The following is a 19111-nucleotide window of genomic DNA, read 5'->3' as shown; positions in this document are numbered from 1 at the left end:
ACGGATTCAGTAGGGTCTGCCCATGACCGAGCACGTGGACGTCCTCATCATCGGCGCCGGACTGTCCGGGATCGGCGCCGCCTGCCGGCTGCGCACCGAGCACCCCGGCCGCAGTGTCGCCGTGCTCGAGGCGCGCGAGGCCAGTGGCGGTACCTGGGACCTGTTCCGCTACCCCGGCATCCGCTCGGACTCCGACATGTTCACCTTCGGCTTCAAGTGGCGGCCGTGGCCCGGTGACACCGCGCTCGCCGACGGCGCCTCGATCCTGGAGTACCTGCGCACCGTCGCCCGGGAGTACGCCGTCGACGAGCTGATCCGCTACCGGCACCGGGTCGTCAGCGCGAGCTGGGACTCCGGGACCGACCTCTGGACGGTCGAGGTCGACCACGACGGCGAGGTGCGCACCTTCACGACCAACCTGCTCTGGGCCTGCGGCGGCTACTACGACTACGACCGGGGCTTCGCCCCGGAGCTGCCCGGCCAGGAGCGGTTCCACGGCCCTGTCGTGCACCCCCAGCACTGGCCGGACGACCTCGACTACGCGGGCAAGAAGGTCGTCGTGATCGGGTCCGGGGCGACCGCGGTGACCCTCGTCCCGGCGCTGGCCGAGGCCGGCGCCGGTCACGTCACGATGCTCCAACGGTCCCCGACCTACATCCTCTCGCTGCCCGGCCGCGACCCGCTCGCGACCCGGCTGCGCCGGCTGCCCACCCGCGTCAGCTACCCGATCGTGCGGTGGAAGGCGATCCTGCTCGCGGTCACGACGTACCAGCTCGCCCAGCGGCGTCCCGAGCTCGTGAAGAGCCTGCTCCGCAAGATGACCGCCAAGCAGCTGCCCGCCGGGGTCGACGTCGACGTGCACTTCAAGCCGGCGTACGACCCGTGGGACCAGCGGCTGTGCTTCGTCCCGGACGGCGACCTCTTCAAGGCGATGCGCGCCGGCCGCGCGTCCGTGGTCACCGACCACATCGACACCTTCACCGAGACGGGGATCCGGCTGCGCTCCGGGGAGGAGCTCGAGGCCGACGTCGTGGTGACCGCCACCGGCCTGACCCTCAAGGCGATGGGCGGCGTCGAGCTGGTCGTCGACGGGGTGCCGGTGAAGATGCAGGACACGATGACCTACAAGGCGCTGATGCTCAGCGACGTGCCCAACTTCGTCTTCACGATCGGCTACACCAACGCCTCCTGGACGCTGAAGGCCGACCTGGTGGCCGACTTCGTGTGCCGGCTGCTGACCTACCTCGACGAGCACGGCGTACGTCGCGCCGTGGCGCCGCGCGACCCGTCGGTCGGCGAGCAGCGGCTGATCGACTTCAGCTCGGGCTACATCCTCCGGGCGCTGGACGAGCTCCCCAAGCAGGGTGACCGCGAGCCGTGGAAGCTGCGGCAGAACTACCTGCGCGACGTGCGCTCGATCAACCACGACCGCATCGACGACGGGGTCCTCACGTTTCGCTGAGGCCCGGAACGGTCACCGCTCCCCTTGTCACGACGAAGGAGCCACGAGGAGGCAGCCATGGGAATCGGTGACAAGGCCAAGCACAAGCTCGAAGAGGCCGGCGGCCAGGTCAAGGAGTCGACCGGCCGGGCCACGGGCGACCGTGACCTGGAGGCCGAGGGCAAGGCCGACCAGGCCGAGGGCAAGGTCAAGAACGCGGGCGAGCACGTCAAGGACGCCGCCAAGGACGTCAAGGACGGCCTCACCAAGTAGCGCCGGTCAGTCCCGCGCGTCGTACCCGCCTCCGTCGATGCGGGTCGGACGGGCTGCGTGCCCTAGACTCGGGTCCGCAGCCCGTTCCGTCTTGCCTCGGGCTATGCGCGGGCCTTCTTCGCGCCGCGCCTCTCCTTCTCGGGATCCACCTGGCGAGACACGCCAACAGTGAGTAGTTCTCCCTTGTCCTCTGCAGTCTCCGCTGCGGGCTTCGCCGACCTCGGCGTCCCCGCGAGCCTCGCCGCCGTCCTCGCGGACCGCGGCATCGTCCAGCCCACTCCCATCCAGGCCGCCACGCTCCCCGACTCGCTCGCGGGCCGCGACGTCCTCGGCCGGGGCCGCACCGGCTCCGGCAAGACCTACGCCTTCCTCCTCCCGCTCGTCGCGCGCCTGACCGCCTCCGGGCGCCCGGCCCAGGCCCGCAAGCCGCGGGCGCTGGTGCTCGCCCCGACCCGCGAGCTCGTGAACCAGATCGAGGAGGCGCTCAAGCCCCTCGCGCGCACCGCCGGGCTCACCACGCAGACCGTCTTCGGCGGCGTCGGCCAGAACCCGCAGGTCCAGGGCCTGCGCCGCGGCGCCGACATCGTCCTCGCCTGCCCCGGCCGGCTCGAGGACCTGATCGGCCAGGGGCACTGCGACCTCTCGCAGGTCGAGATCACCGTGCTCGACGAGGCCGACCACATGGCCGACCTGGGCTTCCTGCCCGGCGTCCGCCGGATCATGGACCGCACGCCCCGCGACGGCCAGCGGCTGCTGTTCTCCGCGACCCTGGACAAGGCGATCGACGTCCTGGTCAAGCGATTCCTGCGCAACCCGGTCACCCACCAGGCCGACTCGGCCCAGTCGCCGGTCGCGACCATGGACCATCACGTGCTGCACGTCGCCCGCGAGCACCGGGTGCCGGTCCTGGTCGACCTCACCAGCGCCCCGGGGCGCACGGTCGTCTTCACCCGCACCAAGTACGGCGCCAAGGCGCTGGCCCGCCAGCTCAACAAGTCGGGCGTGCCCGCCGTCGAGCTGCACGGCAACCTCAGCCAGGGCGCGCGGACCCGCAACATGGACGCCTTCCACACCGGGCGCGCGAGCACCCTGGTGGCGACCGACATCGCGGCCCGCGGCATCCACGTCGACGACGTCGCTCTGGTGGTGCACGCCGACCCGCCGGTCGAGCACAAGGCCTACCTGCACCGCTCCGGGCGCACCGCCCGGGCCGGTGCCCGCGGCACCGTCATCACGTTGATGACCGACGACCAGGTGCGCGACGTGCGCGACCTGACCCGCGCGGCGGGCATCAAGCCCACCACCACGAGGATCAACGGCGCGAGCCACCCGCTGCTGGTCGAGCTCGCCCCGGGCGAGCGGGTGCTGGTGCCTGGTGGCCTGGTCGTCGAGACCCCGGCGGGGTCGGGCGGCGCTCGCGCACCTCGCCCCGAGGGCGCAGGGCGTCCGGGTCGATCCGGAGGCGGCCGCAACCGGTCGCGCGGACGGCGCTCCGGCGGCTCGGGCGGCTCGGGCGGCTCAGGCGGCTCAGGCGGCTCGGCCAAGTCCAGCGGGTCCGGTGCCTCCTCCGGTGGGTCGGCGAAGTCCGGCTCCGCCGGGTCCTCGGGCGGCGGCAACCGCTCGCGCCGGCGCTCCGGCGCCGGTCGCCCGGCCGCGGGTGGCGCGTCGAAGCACAGCGCGGCGTCGTTCAGCTCCGGGCGGCGTTGACCGGCACACCGGTGCAGGGGTGTGGCCGGCTCCCGATCGGGGGACAGCCACTCCTGAGGGGGTGAGCAGACCCGTGATCACCTGGCTGCGGCGCGCGCTGTGGGAGATGGTCCCGCGCGACCACCGGGCGACGCGCGCCGCGCTGCGCCACCGACAGCTCGTCACCGCGGGCTTCGTGGTGCTCGGCGGCGTCGTGCTCGGGCTGTCGCTGCGCATCGAGCCCGGCAGCGCGTGGTTCTACCCCGCGACGCTCGCTCTGGCGTCGGTGTGGGCCGTGGGCGCATTCGCCTCCGGCCCGCTCCACCTGGGCCGCATCGCGACCGGCGCCGCCGCCGACTCCGACGCCGTCGGGCGGCGGCCCGTGCTCACGCCGATCGCGCTCGGGATCGCGCTGGCCGGGGTGTTCGTGGTCGGGGCGCTCGTCGTACGGCAGGTGCCATTCCTCGATGACCAGGTGCGCTCGGTCGTCGACCATGCCGACCAAGGCGCGTGGCCGCTGCTGGTGCTGATCACCGCGGCCAACGGCATCGCGGAGGAGCTGTTCTTCCGGGGCGCGGCGTACGCCGCGATCCCGCGGCACCCGGTGGTGCTCACCACGATCGCGTACGCCGTGGCGACGCTCGCGACCGGCAACGTGATGCTGGCCTTCGCCGCGCTCCTGCTCGGCGCGCTGGTCGGGCTGGAGCGCCGCGCCTCCGGCGGCATCCTCGCCCCGATCCTCACCCACTGCACCTGGTCGCTCACCATGCTGTTCGCCCTGCCGCTGCTCTTCTGAGGTGCCCGAGGCGGCGGCCGGTTTCCCCGGTGAACCGGGGAAACCGGAACTGTTGGGCCGCAACTTCGGCCGAGAAGTTCCAGCTTTGGCCGAACAGTGCCGGCGGCGTCGACCGGGTACGCCGACGCTCGAACCCCCGCGGCGGCTACCCGGCCGAGGACGCGACGGCGCGGCGCACCGCCTCGCGGTAGGTGAGCGGCTCGCCGGGGACCAGGTCGCGGATGGCGTGGTCGGTGACGATCACCTCGGTGCCCATCGAGTCGATCAGGTTGCGGCCGGTGGTGGCGTCGACGTTGGTGACGAACGAGATCCAGTACGACGACAGCTTCGGCGTCAGCACCGGCACGGTGAGGATCGGGACCCGGCTGCCGGAGATCACCTCGGCCGCCTGCTGGAGCATCTCGACGTAGCTGAGCTGGTCGGCCCCGCCGATCTCGAAGGCCCGGCCGAACGCCGCCTCGACGCCGACCACGCCCGCCAGGTAGCGCACGACGTCGTCCAGCGCGATCGGCTGGGTCCGGGTCGCGGCCCAGCGCGGCACCACCATCGCCGGGAGGTTCTTCACCAGCTGGCGGGTCATCTCCCACGAGATGCCGCCGGCTCCGACCACGATCGCGGCCCGCAGCACCGTGACCGGCACGCCGGCGTCGCCGAGCAGCCGCTCGACCTCGCGCCGCGAGCGCAGGTGGGGGGACAGCCGGTCGTCGTCCTTGCCCAGCCCGCCGAGGTAGACGATCTGCCGGGTGCCGCTCGCCGCGGCCGCCAGTCCGAAGGCCCGGGCCGCCTCGGCGTCCTTGCGCTCGAAGTCGTCGTCGTCCAGCGAGTGCACCAGGTAGACCGCGACGTCGACGCCCTCGAGTGGCGCCGCGAGCGTGCCGGGGTCGCTCACGTCGCCGGCCACCGGCTCGCCCGGGCCGTCGTACGCCTCGGGCCGCCGGGTCATCGCGCGGACCCGGTGGCCGGCGCCCTCCAGCTCAGGCACCAACCGGCTGCCGACGAAGCCCGTGGCGCCGGTGACGAGGACGGTGCAGGGCTCGGTCATGCCCCACAGTGGCCGGTTCGCGTCCGGTTCAATCCTTCGTCCCGCGCGGGGTACGCCGGCTGCGCGCGGCGATCTCCTCGCGGCGGGTCTCGTCCATCGCGGCCTCGTACGCCGAGACCAGGCTGGCGATGGACAGCGGCTTGAGCCGCTCGACGACCTCGCGCAGCTTCTGCGGCGGCGCCCCGGACTCCTTGTAGACCGGCCACACCATGGTGCGGAACAGCTCGTTGAGCTCCTTGGCGATCTGCCGGCCGTGGTCGGCGTACACCTCCCCGGCCGCGATCGCGGCCTCCATCGGGAAGCCGAGGTCGAGCAGCCCGAGACCGACCGAGAGGTGCGAGACCGCGACCTCGTAGCGGCCACGCTTGGTGCGGAACGCGATCCCGAGCGCCGAGAGGGTGGCCAGGTCCTCCTCGCTGAGCGCGCGGCCGGTGCGTCGCTCGAGTTCTGCGCGCGACATCTCCACCGGCACGTCCGCCTGCCAGGGGGCGAGCATCGTGCGGTGCAGCGCGATGTCCTCCGGCGAGGCGTCCGCAGGGATCCCGGCGAGGTACTTCTCGATCGCGGACAGCGTGAAGCCGTGGGACTGCAGCTCCCGCACCAGCTCCAGTCGGGCCACATGGTCGGAGCTGTAGTAGCCCGACCGGCCCCGCCGGATCGGCGGCGGGACCAGGCCCTTGGTGGTGTAGAAGCGGATGTTGCGCACGCTCATGCCGACCCGGTTGGTCAGCTCCTCAAGGGTCAGCAGCTCACGGACCGATTCGACCGGCGCGACGTTCTCGTCCATGACCCTCCTCACACTCTTCCTTGACGGTGACAGTAATAGTGTCACAATCGGTCCATGGCTGAGGCATTCGTGTACGACCACATCCGCACGCCCCGCGGCAAGGGCAAGAAGGTCGGCTCCCTCCACGAGGTGAAGCCCGTCGACCTGATCGTCGGGCTCCTCGACGAGATCAAGGAGCGCAACCCCTCCCTCGACCCCGAGCGCGTCGACGACGTGGTCCTCGGCGTCGTGACCCCGATCGGCGAGCAGGGCGGGGACATCGCGAAGACCGCCGCGCTCAAGGCCGGCTACCCCGAGACGGTCGCCGGCGTGCAGCTCAACCGCTTCTGCGCCTCCGGCCTGGAGGCGGTCAACCAGGCGGCCTCCCGGGTCCGCGGCGGCTTCGAGGACCTGATCCTCGCCGGCGGCGTGGAGTCGATGAGCCGGGTGCCGATGGGCTCCGACGGCGGCGCCTGGGCCTCCGACCCGGCCACCGCGCTGCAGACCGGCTTCGTGCCCCAGGGCATCGGTGCCGACCTGATCGCCACGCTCGAGGGCTGGACCCGAGACGACGTGGACGCATACGCCGCCGAGTCGCACCACCGGGCCGCCAAGGCCTGGGCCAACGGCTACTTCAGCGGAGCGGTCATCCCGGTCCGCGACCAGAACGGCCTGGTCGTGCTCGACCACGACGAGACGATCCGGCCCGACACGACCGCCGAGGGCCTGGCCGGCCTCAAGCCGAGCTTCGCCGACATCGGTGCGCAGGCGGGCTTCGACGACGTGGCACTGGAGAAGTACCACTGGGTCGAGCGGATCGACCACGTCCACCACGCCGGCAACTCCTCGGGCATCGTCGACGGCGCCTCGCTGGTCGCGATCGGCACCGAGGAGATCGGGACCGCGCTCGGCCTCACCCCGCGGGCCCGGATCGTCTCGGCCGCGGTGTCCGGCGCCGACCCGACGATCATGCTCACCGGTCCCGCGCCGGCCGCCCGCAAGGCACTGGCCCGGGCCGGGCTCGAGGTCGGGGACATCGACCTGTTCGAGATCAACGAGGCCTTCGCCGCCGTCGCGATGCGCTTCATGCGCGACCTGGGCATCAGCCACGACATCACCAACGTCAACGGCGGCGCGATCGCCATGGGCCACCCGCTCGGTGCCACCGGCGCGATGATCCTCGGCACCCTCGTCGACGAGCTCCAGCGCCGCGACCTGCGCCGCGGCCTCGCCACGCTCTGCGTGGGTGGGGGCATGGGCATCGCGACCATCGTCGAGATCGTGTGACGCCCGGCTCCGCCCTACCCTTCCGCTTCGGTGGTTTCGAGGCTCGGCGCTAGCGCGCAACGCACCTCAACCACCGCGCTCCCCAGACAGGAACACGCATGACCGAGACCCAGACCCAGAGCGCCGTTCGCTACGAGAAGGACGCGGACGGCATCGTCACCCTCACCCTCGACGACCCCACGTCGAGCGCGAACACCATGAACGAGCTCTACCTCGAGTCGATGGCGGCCGCGGTCCAGCGGCTGTACGACGAGGTCGAGACCGTGACGGGCGTCGTGGTCGCCAGCGCGAAGAAGACCTTCTTCGCCGGCGGCAACCTCAAGAACATGGTCCGGGCGACCAAGGCCGACGCGGACTCGGTGTTCGCGATGGGCGAGGCCGTCAAGGCCGGCCTGCGCCGGCTCGAGCAGTTCCCCCGTCCGGTCGTCGCGGCGATCAACGGCGCCGCGCTCGGCGGCGGGTTCGAGATCTGCCTGGCCACCAACCACCGGATCGTCGTCGACGACGACAGCGTCAAGCTCGGCCTGCCCGAGTCGACCCTGGGCCTGCTGCCCGGCGGTGGCGGGGTCACCCGCATCGTGCGGCTGCTCGGCCTGCAGTCAGGGCTGATGGACGTGCTGCTGACCGGCACCCAGTTCAAGCCGTCGGCCGCCAAGGAGAAGGGCCTGGTCGACGAGCTGGTCGCCACCCGCGAGGAGCTGGTCCCGGCGGCGAAGGCCTGGATCAAGGCCAACCCCGAGGAGAGCCAGAACCCCTGGGACAAGCCCGGCTACAAGATGCCCGGCGGCTCGCCGACGTCCCCGGCGCTGGCCGGATTCCTGCCGGCCTTCCCGGCGCTGCTGCGCAAGCAGACCAAGGGCGCGGTCTACCCGGCGCCGCGGGCGATCCTGTCGGCCGCGGTCGAGGGCGCGCTGGTCGACTTCGACACCGCGTCCCGGATCGAGTCGCGGTACCTGACGAACCTGATCGTCAACCAGGGCTCGAAGAACATGATCCAGGCGTTCTTCTTCGACCTGCAGGCGATCAACTCCGGATCGCTGCGCCCGCAGGGGATCCCGCCGTACCGCGCGGTCAAGGTCGGCGTCCTCGGCGCGGGCATGATGGGCGCCGGCATCGCCTACTCCTGTGCCCGCTCCGGCATGGAGGTCGTGCTCAAGGACGTCGCCGTCGAGAGTGCCGAGAAGGGCAAGGCCTACTCGGAGAAGCTGCTCGACAAGGCGATCGCCAAGGGCCGCAGCACCGAGGAGAAGAAGGCCGAGCTGCTCGGCCGGATCACCGCCACCGCGGACGCCGCGGACCTGGCCGGCTGCGACCTCGTGATCGAGGCCGTCTTCGAGGACCCGTCGCTCAAGCAGCAGGTCTTCGCCGAGATCGCGCCGTACGTCGACCAGGACGCGCTGCTGTGCTCGAACACCTCGACGCTCCCGATCACCGAGCTCGCGTCGGGCGTGGACCGGCCCGCCGACTTCATCGGCCTGCACTTCTTCAGCCCCGTCGACAAGATGCCGCTGGTCGAGATCATCAGGGGCGCGAAGACCTCGGACGTCGCGCTGGCCAAGGCGTACGACGTGGTCCAGCAGATCCGGAAGACCCCGATCGTCGTCAACGACAGCCGCGGCTTCTACACCTCCCGGGTGATCGGCACGCAGGTGATGGAGGGCCTCGCCATGGTCGCGGAGGGTCTGCACCCGGTGTCGATCGAGCGCGCGGGCACGCAGGCCGGCTACCCGGTCGGCCCGCTGCAGCTGACCGACGAGCTCAACATGGAGCTGATGGCCAAGATCCAGAAGGCGAACGCCGACGCGGCCGAGCGTGAGGGCCGCACCTGGGAGTCCTCCGCCGGTGAGCAGGTCGTCGCGAAGATGATCGAGCTCGGCCGTCCGTCCCGGCTCAAGGGGGCCGGGTTCTACGAGTACGACGAGGCCGGCCGGCGGCAGGGCGTCTGGGCGGGCCTCGCGGAGGCGTTCCCGCGCAGCGAGCAGCCGATCCCGCTGCAGGACATGAAGGACCGGATGCTGTTCATCGAGGCGCTCGAGACCGCGAAGTGCTTCGAGGAGGGCGTGCTCGCAAGTTCGGCCGCGGCCAACATCGGCTCGATCATGGGCATCGGCTTCCCGGCGATGACCGGCGGTGCCGCGCAGTTCATGCAGGGCTACGAGGCCCCGTCTGATTCTGGGGCTGCCGGCCAGATCGGGCTGGGCGCGTTCGTCGCCCGCGCCGACGAGCTGGCCGAGAAGTACGGCGAGCGGTTCCGCCCCACGGCGTACCTGCGCGACCTGGCCGCGTCGAACGGGTCCTTCCCGGCCTGACGGGAGCCACGGGAGTCCTCGTCGCCGACGTCGTCCCTGACTTGGCGCACGCGCCCGCGGCGTGTCGCGTGCCCGTTCGTCAGGGACGGCGTCCGCCGGTGCTCCGGCCTCGGCCGGCCACGGGGGTGAGACGCTCGCCACAGCGCCCGGATCCGTGCCGATTCACCTACCTCGCGAGGGCGATCGGGTTAGCGTTCCCGCAGAGGCCCGGGGAGGCCCGGACCGGCGCACGAAGGAGTGCTCGACGGTGCTGTCCGACATCGAGATCGCCGGGGCCGCCACGCTGCGGCCGATCACCGAGGTAGCGACCGAGTCGCTCGGCATCGGGGCCGAGCACCTGGTGCCGTACGGCCACTACAAGGCGAAGGTCGGCATCACCTACCTGAACTCGCTCGCCGACCGCCCGCTCGGCCGGCTGATCCTGGTGACGGCGCTCTCGCCGACCCCGCCGGGCGAGGGGAAGACGACCACGTCGGTGGGGCTCACCGACGCGCTGCACGGGCTCGGCAAGCGGGCCATCGCGTGCCTGCGCGAGCCGTCGATGGGTCCGGTCTTCGGTCTCAAGGGCGGGGCCGCCGGCGGCGGCTACAGCCAGGTGGTGCCGATGACCGACATCAACCTGCACTTCACCGGGGACTTCGCCGCGATCGCCGCGGCCAACAACCTGCTCGCCGCGCTGATCGACAACCACGTGCACCACGGCAACGAGCTCGACATCGACGTGCGAAGCGTGACCTGGAAGCGGGTGCTCGACACCAACGACCGCGCGCTGCGCGAGGTGGTCGTCGGGCTGGGCGGCCCGCCCAACGGGTTCCCCCGCCAGGACGGCTTCGACATCGTGGTCGCCTCGGAGCTGATGGCGATCTTCTGCCTCACCGAGTCCTGGGCCGACCTGAAGCGCCGCATCGGCGACATCGTGATCGGCTACTCCCGTGCCGGCGCGCCGGTCACCGCCCGCGACCTCGGCGCCGACGGCGCGATGGCGGTGCTGCTGCGCGACGCGATCGCGCCGAACCTCGTGCAGACCCTCGAGGGCGCACCGGCGCTGGTCCACGGCGGGCCGTTCGCCAACATCGCACACGGCTGCAGCTCGGTGATGGCGACGCGGGCCGGCCTGCGGCTGGCCGACTACGTCGTCACCGAGGCGGGGTTCGGGGCCGACCTCGGCGCGGAGAAGTTCATCGACATCAAGTGCCGGATGTCCGGGATGCGCCCCGACGTCGCGGTCGTCGTCGCGACGGTGCGGGCCCTGAAGTACCACGGCGGCGTGGCCCTGGCCGACCTGGACCGCGAAGACCTGGGCGCGGTCGAGGCCGGGATGGACAACCTGCGTCGCCACCTGGACAACCTGCGGCACCTGAACGGCGTCCCGTGCGTGGTCGCGGTCAACCGGTTCCCCACGGACACCGACCTCGAGGTGGTCAGGGTCGTCGAGCTCGCCGCGTCGTACGGCGTCCCCGCCTATCAGGCCACCCACTTCACCGACGGCGGCATCGGGGCGCAGGACCTCGCCAAGGGCGTCCTGCAGGCGCTCGAGGAGCCGGCGCGCGACGAGTTCTCCTTCACCTACCCCGACGAGCTGTCCCTGACCGAGAAGGTCGAGGCGGTCGCGACCCGGGTGTACGGCGCCGGCCAGGTCACCTGGGACGGCAAGGCGCGCAAGCGGCTGGCGCGCATCGAGCGCGACGGGTACGGCACGCTGCCGGTCTGCGTGGCGAAGACGCAGTACTCGTTCTCGACCGACCCGGGCCTCCTCGGGGCGCCCACCGGTCACGAGCTCCGGGTCCGCGAGGTCCGGCTGTCGGCGGGCGCGGGCTTCGTGGTGGTGATCTGCGGCGACATGATGACCATGCCCGGCCTGCCCACGCGCCCGGCCGCGACCCGGATCGACCTCGCCGACGACGGCACGATCATCGGGCTGTCCTAGTGTCCTGACAGGACACTAGCTAGTGGATCCCAGCCGCTGGGCCGCCCGGAACCGATGGCGGGTCGACCTCTAGGTTGGCGCCCATGGGTGTGGTGCTGCTGGTCCGTCACGGGCAGGCGTCGTTCGGGGCCGACGACTACGACGTGCTGTCCGAGACCGGCTGGGAGCAGGGCCGGTTGCTGGGCGCCTGGCTCGCCGAGCGCAAGGTGGTCCCGACCGCGGTGCTCAGCGGCGGGATGCGGCGGCACCGCGAGACCGCCGCGGCCGTGGCCACCGCCGCCGGCTGGGCGCCGGAGGTCGAGGTGGACCTCGGCTGGGACGAGTTCGACCACCTCGGCGTGGTGGCGGCGTACCCCGACCATCCCGACGGCGAGCTCGACCGGCGGGAGTTCCAGCGGGTCTTCGAGCTCGCGACCCAGCGCTGGACGGGCGGCCGGTACGACGCGGAGTACCCCGAGTCCTGGCCCGGCTTCGTCCAGCGGGTGCGGGCCGCGCTCGACCGGGCGGGCGCGGGCGCCGGCCCCGGAGGGACGGTCGTCGTGGTGAGCTCGGGCGGTCCGATCGCGGCGGCGTGCGCGGCGCTGGTCGACCCGGACGGCGAGGACCCGGCGACCTACGCGCGGCTGTGGAGCCGCTTCAACACCGTGGTCGTGAACTCCTCGATGTCCCGCGTCGTGGTCGGGTCGACCGGCGCGCGGCTGCTGACCTTCAACGAGCATCCCCACCTCGAGGGGGAGACGCTCACCTACCGCTGAGGGTGCTCAGGTGGCCCTCCGCTCGGTGGCGGCCCGCCTCGTGAGCACGACGCCGGCTCCGCCCAGGAGGAACAGGGCGGGGTCACCGCTGATCATGAACCAGACGATGGGCTCGAACGAGACCGCGCGGTGACGAGTACCAGGGCGCCCACCAGCATGGTGTGCGCCTCCCGTGCCGACGCGGCCAGAGGGGCCAAACTCTGGGCCTAACTCTGGGCCAAACTCTGGGCCTGGCGCTGGGCCTAGCGCTGGGCCAGCTCGATCAGCCGCGGCAGGATCCGGCCGGCGTCCGCGCGCAACCCGTCGTGCTCCCACTCGTTGGTGACCCAGGTCCGCACGTTCCCGACCCGCGCGGCGGTGTCGAGGGAGAGCTCGGCGTCGACGTACATGTCGTCGAAGTAGACGACCGCAGCGACCGGCACCTGGTTGGCCGCGAGCCGGTCGAGGTCGTAGAGCGCCGGCCAGGCGTCGTACGCCGCCAGCAGCTCGGCGGCGCCGCGGAACGGGCGCAGCGCGGCGATCTCCTCGAACATCCAGGGGAACATCGTCTCCCCGGTGAGCAGCAGCGGGTCGGCGTCGGCGGCGAACTCCGGGAGTCGCTCGATCGCGCGCTGCGCGGCCCAGGCCGTCGGTGCCATGCCCGGCTGGCCGTACGCGTACTCCTGCAGCACACCCAACGGGGTGTCCACCCACCCGGTCAGGCCCAGCGCGGCGTGCCGGAACCCGTCCGCGAGCTCACTGCCGTGCCAGGCCTCTTCCAGCAACCAGTGGATGCGGTCGTAGCCGTCGCTCATCCCGAACGCCATGCCGAGGGTGCGCAGCCGCCGCGCGGTCAGCCGGTCGCCGTCGGGCAGCCGGACGTCGTACTCCTCGAGGTGGTCGGCGATCGCGCGCAGCCGCTCGGCGTCGCCGGGGTGGCGGTGACGGAACTCGGCGTTCTTGCGGGCGATCCGCGGGAACGTCCGGGCGTAGACGTCGTCGGCGGACGCCGTGAGGCCCGGCAGCCCGCCGGTCACGTAGCAGGCGCGCAGGCCCTGGGGCGCCCGGGAGAGGTAGGTCATCGTGACGAAGCCGCCGTAGCTCTGGCCCAGCGTCTGCCACGCCGCCCCGCCCGCGACCCGGGCGCGCAGCACCTCGGCGTCGTCGACGATCGCGTCCGCCCGGAAGTGCCGCAGGTACGCCGCGAGCTCGGCGTCGCCCATCCCCTGGACGGTCCGGGCGGTGATCGGCGTGCTGCGGCCGGTGCCGCGCTGGTCGAGCAGCAGCACCCGGTGGGTCCGCGCCGCGTGCCACACCCACGCGTCGCCGGCGCCGCTGCCCGGCCGCGGCGACTTGCCGCCCGGACCACCCTGGAGGAACAGCAGCCACGGCAGGTCGTCCGCGGCCCGCTCGGCCGCGACCACCTCGCGGGCGAACACGTCGATGGTGCGGCCGTCCGGGCGGGCGTGGTCCAGCGGCACCTCGACGACGTGGTCGGTGAGGAGCAGGTCGCGGACGCGGGTCGGCATGTGCGGCTACTTGGGCTGGTTGACCACGACCGTGCGGAGGATCTTGTCGGCGAAGGTCTGCCGCTTGGCGTCCCACAGCGGCCACAGCCAGCCGAGGTAGCAGGCGAGGCTGTCGAGCATGTGCAGCAGGTAGCGCACGAACGACATGCCGCCGCCGATCGGCTGGCCGTCGGACTCACCGACCAGGCGGATGCCGACGATGCCCTTGCCGAGGCTGTAGCCGGTGCGGCCCTGCCGCAGGCAGGTGTTCCAGATGAAGAAGGCCAGCGGCAGCAGGAACAGCACCGCGCCGAGGATCACCAGCGGCGTCCCCGCGTTGTCCCACTCGCCGGTGGTGTGGCTGACCCCGGCGGCGTCGGTGTAGGTCTCCATGTCCTGGGTGCCGACCGCGATGCCGCCGAACAGCAGCCCGTACGCCGGGATCGCGACCAGCATCGTGAACAGGCTGTCGAGCAGGTAGCCGCCGGCCCGCTTGCCCCAGTGCGCGTAGTCGTAGACCGGTGCCGGCGCGCCGTACCCCGCCTGGGCGTAGGGCTGGCCGTAGGGCTGTCCGTACGGGGTCTGGCCATAGGTCTGGTCGTACGGCGGTTGGGCGGGCTGACCGTACGGGGGCGGGGCGGGCTGGCCGTACGGGGGCGGCGCCGGCTGACCGTACGGAGGCGGGGCGGGCTGGCCGTACGAAGGCGACGCCGGCTGGCCGTACGGAGACGGGGCGGGCTGGCCGTACGGGGGCGGCGCCGGCTGGCCGGCGGGCTCGCCGTCCGGCTGGGGCGCGCCGTAGGGGTTGGCGTTCGGGTCCTGCGGCGGAGTACCGGAATCGGACATGGCCTCAGGGTAGTGACCTCTCGCCGCCGACGGACGATAGTCCCTGACGATTGCGCGGTTCCGCCCGGCGTGTCGACCGCGTAAACGTCAGGGACTATCCCGAATAAAAAGACAGGCTTGACTGTTTGTTGTGCGCGCGGCCATGCTGTGGCGGTGACGACGGCGACGGGTGGGGCGGTGCCGCGGGTGCCCCAGGAGGAGCGCACCCGGCTGATGCGGGCCCGGCTGCTGGAGGCCACGGTCGAGTGCCTGGTCGAGCGCGGCTTCGCCGGCACGTCGACGACGCTGGTCTCCGAGCGGGCCGGGGTCAGCCGCGGGGCGCAGCTGCACCACTTCCCGACCAAGAACGACCTGGTCGTGGCGGCGGTCGAGCACCTCACCGAGAAGCGCGGCGCGGAGCTCGCGGCCGCCGCGGTGGGACTGCCGGCCGGCCGGCGGCGGACCCGCGCGGTGCTGCAGATGCTCGCCGACCACTTCACCGCGCCGGTCTTCACCGCCGCCCTGGAGCTGTGGGTCGCGGCCCGCACCGATCCGGCGCTGCTCGCCGCCGTCGGCCCGCTGGAGCTGCGGGTGGGCCGGGAGACGCACCGGATGACCGTCGAGCTGCTCGGCGCCGACGAGTCCCGCACCGGCACCCGCGAGCTCGTGCAGGCCACCCTCGACCTGGTCCGCGGCCTGGGCCTCGCGAACACGATCACCGACGACGCCCGCCGCCGCGGGCGCATCCTCGACCGCTGGGCCGAGGTGCTCGACCAGCACCTGAAGGAGACCGCATGAGTCTGCTCGACGACCTCCTCGACGACCTCAGGGCCGAGGGCGACCGGCTGTGGAACGCCGTCGCCGGCCTGGACGAGGACGGCTGGCAGGCCCCGACCCCCGCCCCGGGGTGGACGGTCGCCACCCAGGTCGCCCACCTGCTGTGGACCGACGAGGTCGCCGTGGTCGCCGCCGGCGCCCGCACGCCCGACGGCCAGCAGGCGTGGGACGCGCTGGTGCTCCAGGCCCTCGAGGACCCCACCGGCTTCGTCGACGCCCAGGCGATCGAGGTCGCGCGGCTGCGGCCCGAGGCACTGCTCGCCCGGTGGGGCGCGGCGCGCGAGGCGCTCCCGCGAGCGCTGCGGGACTTCCCCGAGGGCCAGAAGATGCCGTGGTTCGGACCGCCCATGTCGCCGGCCTCGATGGCGACCGCCCGGTTCATGGAGACCTGGGCGCACGCCCTCGACGTGTACGCCGCCCTCGAGGTCGCCCCGGAGCGCACCGACCGGATCCGGCACGTCGCGCACCTCGGCGTACGCACCCGCGGCTTCGCGTTCTCCGTGCACGGGCTCGAGGCACCGGCCGAGGAGTTCCGCATCGAGCTGACCGCGCCGTCCGGCGAGACGTGGGCCTGGGGCCCGGAGGACGCCGAGCAGCTCGTTCGCGGCTCGGCCTGGGACTTCTGCCTGCTGGTCACCCAGCGCGTGCACCGCGACGACACCGACCTGGTCGCGACCGGCGCCGATGCCGAGAAGTGGCTGACGATCGCGCAGGCCTTTGCCGGTCCCGCCGGTGAGGGGAGGCCCTCCCGTGGCTGAGGCACCCACGCAGGGCCTCGAGAGGGCACTGCGGATCGGCAACTGCTCCGGCTTCTACGGCGACCGGCTCTCCGCGATGCGGGAGATGCTCGAGGGCCGCCAGGACGACGGGTCCGTCCTGGACGTGCTCACCGGCGACTACCTGGCCGAGCTGACCATGCTGATCCTCGGCAAGGACACCATGAAGGACCCGGCGCTCGGCTACGCGCGGACCCACCTGCGCCAGCTCGAGGACTGCCTCGGCCTCGCGCTCGAGCGCGGGGTCCGGATCGTCAGCAACGCCGGCGGGCTCAACCCCGCCGGACTCGCCGACCGGATCCGCGAGGTCGCCCGCGGCCTCGGCCTCGACCCGGCCGTCGCGCACGTCGAGGGCGACGACCTGCGGTCGCGCGCCGCCGAGCTCGGGTTCGCGGGCGCGCTCACCGCCAACGCCTACCTCGGTGGGTTCGGCATCGCCGCCGCGCTCACCGCCGGCGCCGACGTGGTCGTCACCGGCCGGGTCACCGACGCCAGCCTCGTGGTCGGGCCCGCGGTCGCGCACCACGGCTGGACGCCGACGTCGTACGACGAGCTCGCCGGCGCGGTCGTGGCCGGGCACGTGCTCGAGTGCGGCACCCAGGCCACCGGCGGCAACTTCTCCGGCTTCCGCGCCCTCCCGCACGACGGGCGGCCGCTCGGCTTCCCGCTGGCGGAGATCGCGGCCGACGGCTCCTGCGTGGTCACCAAGCAGGCCGGCACCGGTGGCGCGGTCACCGTCGACACGGTCACCGCCCAGCTCATGTACGAGATCCAGAGCACCCGCTACCTCAACCCCGACGTCACCACCCGCCTCGACACCGTCCGGCTCCGCGAGGTCGGCCACGACCGGGTGGAGGTCAGCGGCGTGCGCGGCGAGGCGCCGCCGGAGCGGCTCAAGGTCTGCGTCAACGAGCTCGGAGGCTTCCGCAACACCGTCGAGCTCGTGCTCACCGGGCTCGACATCGACGCGAAGGCCGACTGGGTGCGCGAGCAGCTCACCCCGGCGCTGACGGCGCAGGGGGTCAGCTGGACCCGCACCGCGCTGCCGCCGGCCGACGCGGACACCGAGGAGGGCGCGTCCTGCCTGCTGCGCTGCACGGTCAAGGACGAGCGACCCGACCCGGTCGGCCGCGCGTTCACCAGTGCCGCGGTGGAGCTGGCGCTCGCGTCGTACCCCGGCTTCACGATGACCGCTCCGCCCGCGCAGCCCACGCCGTACGGCGTCTACCGCGCGGCGTACGTCGACCGCAGCGCCGTCACCCACACGGTCGTGCACGCGGACGGCCGCCGGGAGGCGGTCGCGGACCCGACCGCGTTCGGCGAGCCGGACCACGACACCGGCCGGCGCCCGTCCCCGTACACCGCCCCGACGGACTCGCTGACCCGGCGGGTGCCGCTCGGCACGTTCGTGCACGCGCGGTCCGGGGACAAGGGCGGCGACGCGAACCTGGGACTCTGGGTGGTCAACGACGGATCGGGGAAGTACGACGCCCGGGTCACCTGGCTCGCGAAGCTGATCACCCCCCGCAAGGTCCGCGAGCTCGTGCCCGAGGCCGCCGACCTGGAGGTCGAGGTCTTCGTGCTGCCCAACCTCGGCGGCGTCAACGTGCTGATCCGCGGGCTGCTCGGCGACGGGGTCGCGGCGTCGACCCGGTTCGACCCGCAGGCGAAGGGGCTCGGCGAGTGGGTGCGCTCCCGGATGGTGCACGTGCAGGAGGGGTTGCTGTGACCGAGCAGGGGATCGCGAGGAACGAGCGAGGTCCGTCGAGCGGGATCCGTGAGCTCGGCGCCGAGTTCGTCCGGCGCGAGGTGGCGCCGTACCTCCAGGAGTGGGAGGACGCCGGCGAGATCCCGCGCGAGCTGCACCGGGCGGCCGCGAAGCAGGGCCTGCTCGGCATCTCCTTCCCCGAGGAGGTCGGCGGTGGGGGCGGCGACGTCCTGGACAGCGTCGAGCTCCAGGAGGGGATGTTCGAGGCCGGCGCGTCGAGCGGGCTGATGGCCGGCCTGTTCACCGGCGGCATCGCGCTGCCGCACATCGCGGCGCACGGCTCGCCCGACCTGGTCGACCGGTTCGTCCGGCCGACCCTGGCCGGGGAGAAGATCGGCGCGCTCGGCGTCACCGAGCCCGGGGGCGGCTCGGACGTCGCCGGCATCCGGACCACGGCCCGCCGGGAGGGCGACGTCTACGTCGTCAACGGCGCCAAGACGTTCATCACCAGCGGCGTGCGCGGCGACTTCGTCACCACCGCGGTCCGCACCGGCCCCGACGGCCATGCCGGCCTGTCGTTGCTGGTGATCGAGAAGGGCGCGCCCGGCTTCACGGTGGACCGGGCGCTGACCAAGATGGGCTGGCATTGCTCCGACACCGCCGAGCTCTCGTTCGTCGACGTCGAGGTGCCGGTCGCGAACCTGGTCGGCGAGGAGAACGCCGGCTTCTACTACATCGCGGAGCAGTTCGTGGTCGAGCGGCTCGCGCTCGCCGTGCACGCCTACGGCATCGCCGCCCGGTCGCTCGAGCTGACCGCGGCGTACTGCCGCGACCGGGAGACCTTCGGCAGGCCGCTGATCGCCAACCAGGTGGTGCGCCACAAGCTCGTCGAGATGAGGCGGCAGGTCGAGGTGGCCCGGGCCTACGCCCGGGAGGTGGCCCGCCGGCATGCCGCCGGTGAGTCCGTGATCGCCGAGGTCTGCCTGGCCAAGCAGACCGCCTGCGACGCCGCGACGTACGTCTGTGACCAGGCCGTCCAGCTGCACGGCGGGACGGGATACATGCACGGGACCGAGGTGGAGCGGCACTACCGCGACGCCCGGATCCTGCCGATCGGAGGAGGTGCGACCGAGGTGCTCACCGATCTCGCCGCCAAGCTGCTGGGGTACGCCCGATGACGGGGCTGCCGGGGCCGT

The 19111-nt window shown here is 72.7% G+C and carries 16 protein-coding genes; 12 read left to right on the top strand and 4 right to left on the bottom strand.

The genetic code is table 11. The features are described 5' to 3' along the window. The first annotated feature begins 22 nt into the window (after window positions 1–22). From NOCA_RS24590 to NOCA_RS24575, 4 genes are all read left to right on the top strand, one after another. Window positions 23–1462, top strand: a complete 1440-nt coding sequence (locus NOCA_RS24590) for a flavin-containing monooxygenase (protein WP_011757993.1) — start codon at window positions 23–25, stop codon at window positions 1460–1462. 57 nt (window positions 1463–1519) lie between these two features. Then, a complete protein-coding gene (locus tag NOCA_RS24585; protein WP_011757992.1) occupies window positions 1520–1714 on the top strand; it encodes a CsbD family protein in 195 nt (64 codons plus the stop codon). A 183-nt stretch (window positions 1715–1897) separates the two neighbouring features. Then, window positions 1898–3421 (top strand): DEAD/DEAH box helicase, encoded by a 1524-nt coding sequence (locus NOCA_RS24580; RefSeq protein WP_011757991.1) that lies wholly within the window; start codon window positions 1898–1900, stop codon window positions 3419–3421. A 61-nt stretch (window positions 3422–3482) separates the two neighbouring features. Beyond that, the gene (locus NOCA_RS24575; RefSeq protein WP_041546942.1) at window positions 3483–4196 is read left to right on the top strand and encodes a CPBP family glutamic-type intramembrane protease; all 714 of its coding nucleotides are present in this window, start codon (window positions 3483–3485) and stop codon (window positions 4194–4196) included. A gap of 145 nt (window positions 4197–4341) precedes the next feature. Here NOCA_RS24575 and NOCA_RS24570 read toward each other — a convergent pair whose 3' ends face one another. Both NOCA_RS24570 and NOCA_RS24565 read right to left on the bottom strand, forming a co-directional pair. After that, complete coding sequence (locus NOCA_RS24570) at window positions 4342–5238, bottom strand: NAD(P)H-binding protein (RefSeq protein WP_011757989.1); 897 nt, start codon at window positions 5236–5238, stop codon at window positions 4342–4344. 28 nt (window positions 5239–5266) lie between these two features. Further along, complete coding sequence (locus NOCA_RS24565) at window positions 5267–6025, bottom strand: MerR family transcriptional regulator (protein ID WP_041546940.1); 759 nt, start codon at window positions 6023–6025, stop codon at window positions 5267–5269. 54 nt (window positions 6026–6079) lie between these two features. Here NOCA_RS24565 and NOCA_RS24560 point away from each other — a divergent pair, with 54 nt between their 5' ends. The 4 genes from NOCA_RS24560 (at window position 6080) to NOCA_RS24545 (ending at window position 12282) form a co-directional block, all read left to right on the top strand. Continuing rightward, window positions 6080–7291, top strand: a complete 1212-nt coding sequence (locus NOCA_RS24560) for an acetyl-CoA C-acetyltransferase (protein ID WP_011757988.1) — start codon at window positions 6080–6082, stop codon at window positions 7289–7291. Between the two features lie 98 nt (window positions 7292–7389). Continuing rightward, window positions 7390–9600: a 3-hydroxyacyl-CoA dehydrogenase NAD-binding domain-containing protein gene (locus NOCA_RS24555; RefSeq protein WP_011757987.1), complete on the top strand. Its 2211-nt coding sequence runs from the start codon at window positions 7390–7392 to the stop codon at window positions 9598–9600. A 247-nt stretch (window positions 9601–9847) separates the two neighbouring features. Continuing rightward, window positions 9848–11527, top strand: a complete 1680-nt coding sequence (locus NOCA_RS24550) for a formate--tetrahydrofolate ligase (RefSeq protein ID WP_011757986.1) — start codon at window positions 9848–9850, stop codon at window positions 11525–11527. Between the two features lie 83 nt (window positions 11528–11610). Continuing rightward, complete coding sequence (locus tag NOCA_RS24545) at window positions 11611–12282, top strand: histidine phosphatase family protein (RefSeq protein ID WP_011757985.1); 672 nt, start codon at window positions 11611–11613, stop codon at window positions 12280–12282. 242 nt (window positions 12283–12524) lie between these two features. On the opposite strand, the gene NOCA_RS24540 is transcribed toward NOCA_RS24545, so the two are convergent. After that, the gene (locus tag NOCA_RS24540; protein WP_011757984.1) at window positions 12525–13790 is read right to left on the bottom strand and encodes an alpha/beta fold hydrolase; all 1266 of its coding nucleotides are present in this window, start codon (window positions 13788–13790) and stop codon (window positions 12525–12527) included. Between the two features lie 6 nt (window positions 13791–13796). Then, window positions 13797–14615 (bottom strand): RDD family protein, encoded by an 819-nt coding sequence (locus NOCA_RS28535; RefSeq protein WP_011757983.1) that lies wholly within the window; start codon window positions 14613–14615, stop codon window positions 13797–13799. A 153-nt stretch (window positions 14616–14768) separates the two neighbouring features. Here NOCA_RS28535 and NOCA_RS24530 point away from each other — a divergent pair, with 153 nt between their 5' ends. Genes NOCA_RS24530 through NOCA_RS24515 form a run of 4 tightly spaced genes read left to right on the top strand, consistent with a single transcriptional unit; the run spans window position 14769 to window position 19093 of the window. Continuing rightward, window positions 14769–15392: a TetR/AcrR family transcriptional regulator gene (locus NOCA_RS24530; RefSeq protein ID WP_238383395.1), complete on the top strand. Its 624-nt coding sequence runs from the start codon at window positions 14769–14771 to the stop codon at window positions 15390–15392. Continuing rightward, window positions 15389–16189, top strand: a complete 801-nt coding sequence (locus NOCA_RS24525; RefSeq protein WP_011757981.1) for a TIGR03084 family metal-binding protein — start codon at window positions 15389–15391, stop codon at window positions 16187–16189. The genes NOCA_RS24530 and NOCA_RS24525 overlap by 4 nt, the downstream gene beginning before the upstream one ends. Further along, window positions 16182–17936, top strand: coding sequence for an acyclic terpene utilization AtuA family protein (locus tag NOCA_RS24520; protein WP_011757980.1), 1755 nt, complete (start codon window positions 16182–16184; stop codon window positions 17934–17936). The genes NOCA_RS24525 and NOCA_RS24520 overlap by 8 nt, the downstream gene beginning before the upstream one ends. Continuing rightward, complete coding sequence (locus NOCA_RS24515) at window positions 17933–19093, top strand: acyl-CoA dehydrogenase family protein (RefSeq protein ID WP_011757979.1); 1161 nt, start codon at window positions 17933–17935, stop codon at window positions 19091–19093. Before NOCA_RS24520 ends, NOCA_RS24515 begins: the two co-directional genes overlap by 4 nt. Window positions 19094–19111: the final 18 nt, after the last annotated feature.

Source organism: Nocardioides sp. JS614, from assembly GCF_000015265.1.
Taxonomy (GTDB): domain Bacteria; phylum Actinomycetota; class Actinomycetes; order Propionibacteriales; family Nocardioidaceae; genus Nocardioides.
This window is presented reverse-complemented; position numbering and strand designations above follow the sequence as displayed.